8 protein-coding genes are annotated in these 8,966 nt (G+C 50.0%); all 8 read right to left on the bottom strand.

The window, feature by feature from the left end; genetic code table 11:
- Positions 1 to 883, bottom strand: an 883-nt coding sequence (gene tssA, locus EAE91_RS19585; RefSeq protein WP_214089950.1) for a type VI secretion system protein TssA, incomplete at its 3' end; no start/stop codon positions are given.
- Between the two features lie 5 nt (positions 884 to 888).
- Positions 889 to 1,536 carry a type VI secretion system-associated protein VasI gene (vasI, locus tag EAE91_RS19580; protein ID WP_214089949.1) on the bottom strand — a complete coding sequence of 216 codons (648 nt, stop codon included), beginning with the start codon at positions 1,534 to 1,536 and terminating at the stop codon, positions 889 to 891.
- Positions 1,533 to 2,333, bottom strand: coding sequence for a helix-turn-helix domain-containing protein (locus EAE91_RS19575; protein WP_214089948.1), 801 nt, complete (start codon positions 2,331 to 2,333; stop codon positions 1,533 to 1,535). Before EAE91_RS19575 ends, vasI begins: the two co-directional genes overlap by 4 nt.
- On the bottom strand, positions 2,330 to 4,975 hold the full coding sequence (gene tssH, locus EAE91_RS19570) for a type VI secretion system ATPase TssH (protein WP_214089947.1): 2,646 nt from the start codon (positions 4,973 to 4,975) through the stop codon (positions 2,330 to 2,332). Before tssH ends, EAE91_RS19575 begins: the two co-directional genes overlap by 4 nt.
- An 11-nt stretch (positions 4,976 to 4,986) precedes the next feature.
- Positions 4,987 to 5,757, bottom strand: a complete 771-nt coding sequence (icmH, locus tag EAE91_RS19565; protein WP_214089946.1) for a type IVB secretion system protein IcmH/DotU — start codon at positions 5,755 to 5,757, stop codon at positions 4,987 to 4,989.
- Entirely contained in the window at positions 5,757 to 7,109 is a 1,353-nt protein-coding gene (gene tssK, locus EAE91_RS19560; protein WP_214089945.1) for a type VI secretion system baseplate subunit TssK, read from the bottom strand. The genes icmH and tssK overlap by 1 nt, the downstream gene beginning before the upstream one ends.
- A 2-nt stretch (positions 7,110 to 7,111) precedes the next feature.
- Positions 7,112 to 7,678, bottom strand: a complete 567-nt coding sequence (gene tssJ / locus EAE91_RS19555; protein ID WP_244868943.1) for a type VI secretion system lipoprotein TssJ — start codon at positions 7,676 to 7,678, stop codon at positions 7,112 to 7,114.
- On the bottom strand, positions 7,678 to 8,964 hold the full coding sequence (gene tagH, locus EAE91_RS19550; protein WP_214089944.1) for a type VI secretion system-associated FHA domain protein TagH: 1,287 nt from the start codon (positions 8,962 to 8,964) through the stop codon (positions 7,678 to 7,680). The genes tssJ and tagH overlap by 1 nt, the downstream gene beginning before the upstream one ends.
- Between the last annotated feature and the right edge of the window lie 2 nt (positions 8,965 to 8,966).

Genomic DNA, 8,966 nt, shown 5'->3' with positions numbered 1-8,966 from the left:
TCTGTTCTATCTGTTGCAGCAGGGCGTTATCCGCCGCCGGGAGTTTCGCCAGATAATCGGCGGTACGGTCGGCCGACGCCGGTGCCAGCGGTGTTTTACCGGTGCCATTCGCCATCGGTGCCGTGGTCAGTGCGTGCCAGATTGCATAACGACGCAGACGGTAGCCGACAGGGGAATCAGGCTGGCGTTCGCATAGCAGGTCGGCCACGGTCAGGAGCGTCTGTTTCCAGGCTTTTTCACCGGCACTGTCTACGGTGACATCCGGTATGGCGGTGGGGGTCAGTGCTGACGTGTTTGCCGAGGGGGCCGTCGTTTCTGCCGGTTCAGTGGGTGCCGGTTTTGGCGCAGGTTTACGGGCGTAGCGGGGGCGTAACTGGTCGATCTCTTTAGCCAGTGCCGGTTCGTCGGTATGCCAGCATTGTGCCAGATGCGCCAGTGCGCTCTGCGCCTCTTCGCGCTGCGTCTCATCCGCCTGTTCGCAGAAGCCGGGTTGCGCCGCGTCAAACCGTTTAATCACCTGTTGCGCCAGGCGGCGCTTGAGCAGCGGTTTTTGTGGCCAGGCGGTCTGCCAGTAATGCGGGATGTAATCGGCTAACAGCTCCATTGCCAGGATGAGTTCCGCGGGATGACTGCCGTGTTGCAGTGTGCGCAGTAAATGAACCATCAGTCTGAAATCTTTGCTTTTTTCGCTGAACAGTTGCAGCGCCTGACGCTGGATCTCTTCAATATTCAGGCTGGAATGGGCCAGTGATCCCAGCTTCACCATCTCCCCGTCGATATATTCCCAGGCGGGTTCGTTTTCATCCAGCGCCCGGCGGATGAGTTCATCCGACAGGGGGGTCAGCAGGAGGCCCTGCCAGTCAAATTGTTTCCTGATATCCATTGGGATCACCAGCGGCAGGCGGAGCGTAAAGGTTTCACCGCCTGTTCCAGTTGAGAAATGTTGAATGTCATGCGGTTTCCGTTGCCGGTTTTGATGGTCAGGGTTTTTCCTGTCATCAGTCGTTTGAGTGCTTCAATGCCCGGCAGTCCACGGCTGGATTCCAGCAGGTAGCCGTTTTCACGCAAGAACCAGTCAGCACTGAATTGGGTGATTTCCGTTGAAATCATCACCGTGCCGCTATCTTGGGGTTTCGCCAGGGCAATTTGTATTCGGGTAATGTTATCGATACAACTCAGCATCAGAACCGGCCGGGGGGGTGGAACACCTATCGCGGGGGTGGTCAGTATGACGCGAGTCGGCAGGCTGTCAGACTGGGTGGTGATAAAACCGGTTGAATGGTCAGTGCGTTTCATCTCCTGTTCCATCGCCTGTCTCCAGACCGGGCCCGTTTTTTCTAACGGGATAACGGCAATATTATCGACTTTATCCAACAGACGGTCGTAGCAATCGAGTCTGACCAGCGGCGACGGTTCTGCCCGGCATTGCAGCAAAGCGGGCAGTGAAGGCGCGGTGGGGGTTTCCTGAGCGGGCTGAATATCGGGTTTGCCTGTCAGAGAGGCGATGAATGAACTGACCAGTAGCAGAAAACTCATAATTTACACCTGTATTTCGCCAGTTTGTACGTCAGTGTCCGGGGGGCAATACCTAAGCTTTCGGCAATCTGTTTGGTGTTATTGCCGTAAATATGCTGGCGTTGTATCAGGACTGCGCATTCGAACTCTTCGAGGGCCTGAGGTAAGTCGTCGATTTTGCTGTAATCGTGCGAGACGCTGGCTGAGGTGTTGTTTTCGGCGGTGGCGCTTAACGCAGCCAGCAGCGCATCAAGCTGTTTTTCTTTCTGGCGCTGTGTCTGAAAAACCTGGCGGATCTGGCGTAATTGGTCACGCAGTTGTTCCAGTTCCTGCAATTTTTTCAGTCGGTGTTGCATGACATGGCAGTAGATGTAAAACATGTTGCTGTCGTCCGCAAAACGACGGACATCGTTGGCGAAAACAGCAATCACGCCACACGCCTGCCCGTTGCAGTTAAACAACGGGATAGCATGCAGGCCGCAGCGATGAGGCAGTTCTTCAACGAAGAGGCGAAAGTTTCGATGGTCGATGCGGACCCCTTGATTGAGTGAGTCCCAGGTCGTCGGGGTACCCTTGTACAGGATTTGGACCAGTGGGTGGTTGATATCACCGATATTGACATCCAGTTGCAGCGCGCTTATCTGGTTTGGTGCCGGCAGCCGGTAGCATTCCAGACGGTTTTCATTCACGTTAAGCAGGGAGACCAGCAAGGCGTCAAAACGCTGGCGCTGGTGATTCACTTGCAGAAAGTGATGAACCAGTTGCTCGACAGAGTCATTTTCCAATAACGCTAATGCGCTTTTCAGCCGTTGTTTCATGGTATCTCCTCAACCACCGCGTTGAATTGATGGTCGTTGACGGTGAGCTGGATAGTGCTGATCGGCTTTCCGGCCGCCATTTTTTGCAACAACAGCAGGGATAATGGCGGTAACAAAGCGCCATCAATGATCGATTCCAGCATGCGTGCGCCATTTTCAGCGCGGGTGGCCCGTTGCAGTATCTCTTCAGCCACCTCATCACTCAGGGTGACGTCGGCATTGAAGCGCTGACGCAATAAGGTATCGAGGCGCGCCAGTTTGACCTGAATAATGGTTTTCAGGGTGTCGTGTCCCAGCGGCAGGTAAGGCACCACTTCCATTCGCGCCAGTAAGGCGGGTTTGAAGAAAGCCGCCAGTTCAGGATAAAGCCGGTCATTCATCTCTGCCGGGTTATCGGCATTATCAATGATAGTTTGATAGCCCAGGTTGGACGTTAAAAAGAAGACCACATTTTTACAGTCAATCACCCGGCCTTCCCCGTCGGCCAGCTCACCTTTATCGAAGGCCTGATAGAACAGGTTCAGGACATCTGGATGGGCTTTTTCTACTTCATCGAGCAGGACGACGGAATAAGGTTTCTGGCGAATAGCTTCGGTGAGTACCCCCCCTTCTCCATAGCCAACATAGCCTGGAGGTGAGCCAATCAGGCGGGAAACGGTGTGTTTTTCCTGAAATTCCGACATGTTGATAGTGGTCAGATATTGACGTCCGCCAAACATCAATTCGGCAATCTGTAAAACGGTTTCGGTTTTACCGACGCCACTGGGTCCTGCCAGCAAGAAAGCACCCAATGGACGACCGGGACGGCGCAGGTCCGCTCTGGCCGTCAACAAATGTTGATGCAGGCATTGAATCGCGAGATCTTGTCCTTTAATGCTGTGTCCCAAATGCGTGGGGAGTTCAGTCACCACGGAGAGCTCACTTTGTGACAGGCGATTAAGGGGGACGCCAGTCCATTCAGCGATAACCGTCGCAATCTGGTTCTTATCCACGTGAGGAGAAACAAGCGTGTGTTGTTGCTGTAATTGTTCCAACTGTTCATTGCGTTCAGCCAATTGTGCAATCAACTCGTCAGTTGTTATCTCGGCCGAGGTTTCGCTCTGTTTTGTTTCGTGAGTTAATTCTGTTTCGTCGGTTAATAGCTGACGGCGTAGTTCAATAATTTGCTGAACTAATTGCTGTTGTTGCTGCCAACTGGCTTGCAGTTCAGCCAATTTCTCCGTGGTTTCCTGCTGTTGTTGTCGCAGAGCATCCAGTCGAACCGTGTGCGGGTTGAGCCCCATGCGCTGTTCCCTCGCCAGCACGTCTGATTCCATTTGCTGCTGATGCAGTTGGTTTTTCAGGGCGGAAATTTGGCGCGGAGGTGACGTCAAGTTGATGGCGACGCGGGCGCAGGCGGTATCCAGCACATCAATGGCTTTGTCTGGCAACTGGCGTCCAGAGAGGTAACGGTCGCTTAATACCGCAGAGGCTTTTAGCGCTTCATCATCGATTAATACGCCATGAGAGTGTTCATAGATTGCCCGCAGGCCACGCATAATAATGATGGCTTCTTCCGCGGTCGGTTCGGCCACTTTAACGAGTTGAAAACGGCGGGAGAGGGCGGCATCTTTTTCGAAATATTTTTTGTATTCGCCCCAAGTGGTCGCCGCAATTGTTTTCAGTTCGCCCCGTGCCAGAGCGGGTTTTAGCAGGTTGGAGATATCCAGTCCGCCTTGCTGATTGCCTGCGCCAATCAGGGTATGAGCTTCATCGATGAACAGAATAATCGGCACGGATGACTGATTTATTTCATTCATAATGCCTTTGAAACGTTTTTCAAATTCACCTTTTACCGCCGCACCTGCTTGTAGCGCTCCCAGATCTAGTGTCATCAATTCACTGTTACGCAGTTTTTCCGGTACTCGGTTGTCGATAATGCGCAGAGCCAACCCTTCAATGAGCGCACTTTTACCGACGCCCGCTTCACCCACCACAATCGGGTTATTTTTACGGCGACGGCAGAGAATATCGATCATTAGGTCGATTTCTCTGTCACGGCATAGAACAGGATCGAGTTTTCCCTGACGCGCTTGTTCTGTCATATTTTGAGTAAAACGGGCGAGCAAGCTATCACTGCTGGCGGTAGATTTGTTTTGTCCGTTTTTATCGTTTTCCACAACCGGTTGTTCGGCAGAACCCGCGGTCCATTGGGTAAAATTCTGGCGTAACAATTCGCGGTTTATTCCCGATAAAAGGCGTGCGGATTGTGGTGTCAGGTAACGTAACGGGCTGAACAGCAAGGTCATCAGCATGACACCGCTGCGTAATTCCTGATGCTGCATCTCCGTCGATGCTAGCAGCCAGCTATCCTGTAACCACTCCACCAGCATTGGAGAGAAGCTGGGATAAGCCTGAACCATTGCTTGATGGTGAGGGATCATTTGATCAAGTTGTTCTTTCAGCAGATCACTGTCTACTTCGGCTTGATTGAAGATCGCTCTGACATCATTAAGAGGCGTGTTGATCATTTGCAGCAGTAGCTGAGCAACAGTGATCTCAGGTTGCTGTTGGCTGACACACTGCGCTGCTGCCGCTTCCAGAGCGTGCCGAGTCATCGGATTTAAGCGATTAACTAATGTAGGTAGATCAATCTGAATCATCGGTTTCTTTCCTAGCTCAGTAAGTTATTTAGTTGTTGTAAGATGTTCTGGGTTTGGTTGTGCAGACGGATAGCGTAGAAGCTATAAACGATAGCGAGTAGCGTAATACCGCTCCAGAACAGATGTTTAATGGTCAGACGTTTACCCAAGCGATAGCGATCATTACGCTCATTGGCGTTACTGTGGAGAATGATGGGAGGAGCTTCGCCCCGCAACGCATGCAGTTGTTGGTGTAATCGACGGAATAAACGTTCAAAGTCATCACTTTTCTGCGAAGCAACTTTATAGCGACCACGGTAACCGAGGCAGAAGCAGAGATAGATAAACTCCAGCAGATGTTGATAGCGCTGAGGTTCACCCATTAAACGATCTAACAACTGAAAGACTTTTTCACCACCCCAAGTTTCGTTGTGGAATCGAACCAGTAGTGATTGTTGTAACCACTCATTCTTGCTATTCCAACCATGACCTAATGCGGTTTCGTCAATGAAGGTACAGAGCGTATAGCGGAAAGAGATAATTGCGCCCGGCTCATAACCTTTGGTTTGTAGAAGTTGTTCGATTGCCTGGATATCAGTAACGACCTGTTGATAAAGCTGGTCCGGCAGCGGTTGTTCACCCATGTCTTTTAGACGCATGACCATGCCGAGCAGCGGTGTAGCGGCATCGATCATCGGGTTTAGGCTTTCTCCGCGTAGCGGTAACTGATACTGAGGATGCACAGTATTATCAGTAACTTCCTGCGTCGGCATAGGATTGTCATTTATGGTTTCAGTTTTCATTAGGCACTCCCATTCCTAACCGCCCAGAATTGCATATCTAATCCAGGGAATTCTCCTGAAACGTGGAAAGCGATGGAGTTACCTTTTAGAATGTCTTTCCATGCGTCGCTTTGTTGCTCAAGTCGGAAATAGGTGTAACCAGCATGATAAGGCAACTGACGTGGTGCCGAGGGAAGCGCCGTCAGTTCTACGGCAGGCAACTGGATGCTGACCATTTCGCGGATCCTTTCAGCCGATGTAACTTTAGTCTGTTGAGCAAACTTGCGGAGTAATTGATCATGTGGAACCTGTGCGCGGATTGCCAGAATGAATTCCGCGTTCGTCAAGACATTACGATCATGGATGTACGCCACCCGGATACCATTTGCTTGAGTTTGTAGCTTAATCGGAATCGCTCTCGGGGTTAGCACAACACCCATTGCTTCGCGCATGATGAGCATGACTTCCTTGAATGTTGCAGTCAGATCGTCATGTTTGTAAACCGGCACATCGCCGACCTGACGGGATTCATGAGTAAATGTTCTCAGTTCACCAAAGGTTTGGATCAATTGAGTGAAAAAATCTTGTGGATGCAGAATGGCTTGTCCCGCATAGTGGGTAAACCACGGTTGAACTCGGTTAACCAGTTGGAGCATCATAAATTCAGCAACATCAGCGACTCCTTGCTGTCCGGGAGAGCCAATCCGGTTAGCGAGTGATCTAGCGCGTTCTGTCATTGCTCTATCCACTTCATCCATATAATTTTTTAATTGAGTGGAGACGCTGATAGATGTACAGGTTGGTACGAAATCCTCATCCAATATGATAGTTCCGGTAGGAAGCTTTTCTATTATCTGGCATAGCGGTAGTACGGAAAAAGCGCTGAGATCTTCTGAACCCTGTTTCAGAATCGGCGTCAGTTGTGCCAGCATGACTTGGCAGATATCACCGCCGTCTGTATGCAGGTCACGGATATCTTCCATTCGTTCACGGTAGCGCACAGCTCCTGCATGATTGGATTCTGAATGAGAAACTTCATTAAGAATATCGTTGGCTATTGGCAGTGCCAGATAGATATCTTTACTGTTGTTCTCGTGAATATTCGCAATATCAAGCGGTTGGGGAGTGGCATCCTGATGAGGGATCGAGAACACTGTGCCGTCTGGCATAATACCGCTGGCCTCGATGATACCGATGCGTCCTAGAGCGAGAAGGTCTTTATCCAGTGTCAAAGAACTGAAGCCATAACTATAACTGGTTAAGGACGTCAGGCGGCTATGAGCTAGATAGTCATTATGTTTTTGTTGTTGCTGAAAGTGTTGTGGCTTGATGAATAATCCTTCGCGCCAAATCACCCGATTTTTACCTGGCATAACTATTGCTCCTCTTTTCTAAGTTCAACTTCGTTCGCTCTGATATGCACCAGAATGTCGTATTGCTGTCCTGTGTCTTTCACACGGATGACCTTTTTCCATTCGGATTGATTAATATCGGCATAGCGAACGATAACGCCGATGTAACGGCTATTTTTTTCCAGCGGGATGACTGGCAGTGGTTTGTACTGCCCCGGCAATAAGGTGTAATCCTGATGGTCGATATAATTTTTCCCCAGCGCTTTATCCAGCTTGTCACTCGCCAGTTGGTCATAATCAGCGGCAAGTAGACGGGAATCTTCACTGAGATAGAGCAGATGCATTTCAACCGGAGTGGCTTCTCCATTTTTATTGGGGTTAATATCAGGTTCTGCCAGCAAAGTGATCGCGACGGTGGAAGGTAAATTCGCGGGTTGACCAACTGGAGTTGATGGGTCCCAGACTACCTGTCCGACTTTCTTCGTTGCCTGCCATGCACTGCTACAGCCGCTTAATATCAGCGCTGCCAGCAATACAAACCATACGGTATAACTACCGGACCATGAGGTATTACCGCCGGAGCGCTTCATTACTGGCTATCCTCTAAACCTTGACGCAGGGCGCGGTCATAAGCTTGTTCATAGACTTCACCGAACAGTTTTTCGAACCCTTGTTGGCGGCTGGAAGCCAGTTCGCGGTAGTAACTGGTGTACATTTCCCATGCCCAGGTTGCATCTTTTTCCTGTGTTTCATTGCTGCGGCGGTATTGAGCAAAACGACTCAGTAGATGTTCCGGAGAAAAAGCATCCAGCATGGTGTTCAAGGCGGCAGTGATCGCAATCCGGTTAGCCTTATAGTGCAATTGCAGGTTGTGCAGGCTTTCAGCGACCGCAGAGGGAGCGGAAAGATGTACCGGGCTTTTTTGATCAGCAAACATCACTTGCATGGTGGTGTTGTAATCCATGTTCAGCCGTAATGGGTTATCTTCAATAGGGCGCAATTGTTTATCACGCAGCCCATGCTGTGTACGCTGTAATACTAGTAAACCTTCAATAGCTGCTTTCATGGTCTTACCCACTTCTTCCAGAAAGTCGTTGGCTTGTTGGCTGTTATGCAAAGGCAATTGTGTGTTCAACCCTCGCATCAATGGCGTGATAGCAACATGTTGCTGTTCCATGTCCTGATACTGTTCATTAAAAGGCGAAGAGATACCGGGTAAATCAACAAAATCCTGATCCATAGCATTGCCTCTGTTATCTGAGAGGGAAGAGAAAAATAATGGGGTGCGGTAGTGGTCTTGTTGCAGGCTTTGGTCTACCTCGTTACTCACTGACGTCTGGTCCAGAGTGGTCAGATTTTCGTTATCGAGAACCTTGAGTGGATCATGGCTGAAATCGTGTTTGATCGTGGGGGCCAAAGAACCATGATCAGTGAAAGCGGAATCTTGAGCAGGATCTTTTTCCATCATAGCGTCCAGTGGATTGCTATAACTGGAAACCAGTGATTCCGGTGATACCGTCATGGGATCAATGCGATCTGCATCGGAAAAACTGATATAACTTTTGATCACTAGTTTACCGATGGTAATTTCATCCGCTTGTTGCAGGCGAATGAAACCGGTGCCAGAAGTCAGGGAGGACTGATTCACAAACAGAGGACCCGTGATCATTTGTAAGCAAAATGCGCCATCACGCCACTGGATAGTAAATTGTGATGGGTTGATATTACCTTGTTGATCTTGAACGGACCAAAGATGGCTTTCACTGCTGCCAACTGTGCCACCTTGAGTAGAGAATAGGCAGCTAGCCGCTTTGCCGCTTTCCAATTGATCGCTGTTGATCACTCGTAATGAGAGAGTTGGCTGTTGTTTTTCCATCG

The organism is Photorhabdus noenieputensis (assembly GCF_018448935.1).
Classification (GTDB): domain Bacteria; phylum Pseudomonadota; class Gammaproteobacteria; order Enterobacterales; family Enterobacteriaceae; genus Photorhabdus; species Photorhabdus noenieputensis.
This window is presented reverse-complemented; position numbering and strand designations above follow the sequence as displayed.

Bases quoted from the DNA above. Each gene is read 5' to 3' on its own strand.
- tssK (WP_214089945.1), bottom strand. From the start codon at position 7,109: ATGCCAGGTAAAAATCGGGTGATTTGGCGCGAAGGATTATTCATCAAG.
- tssH (WP_214089947.1), bottom strand. From the start codon at position 4,975: ATGATTCAGATTGATCTACCTACATTAGTTAATCGCTTAAATCCGATG.
- tssJ (WP_244868943.1), bottom strand. From the start codon at position 7,678: ATGAAGCGCTCCGGCGGTAATACCTCATGGTCCGGTAGTTATACCGTA.
- EAE91_RS19575 (WP_214089948.1), bottom strand. From the start codon at position 2,333: ATGAAACAACGGCTGAAAAGCGCATTAGCGTTATTGGAAAATGACTCT.
- icmH (WP_214089946.1), bottom strand. From the start codon at position 5,757: ATGAAAACTGAAACCATAAATGACAATCCTATGCCGACGCAGGAAGTT.
- vasI (WP_214089949.1), bottom strand. From the start codon at position 1,536: ATGAGTTTTCTGCTACTGGTCAGTTCATTCATCGCCTCTCTGACAGGC.
- tagH (WP_214089944.1), bottom strand. From the start codon at position 8,964: ATGGAAAAACAACAGCCAACTCTCTCATTACGAGTGATCAACAGCGAT.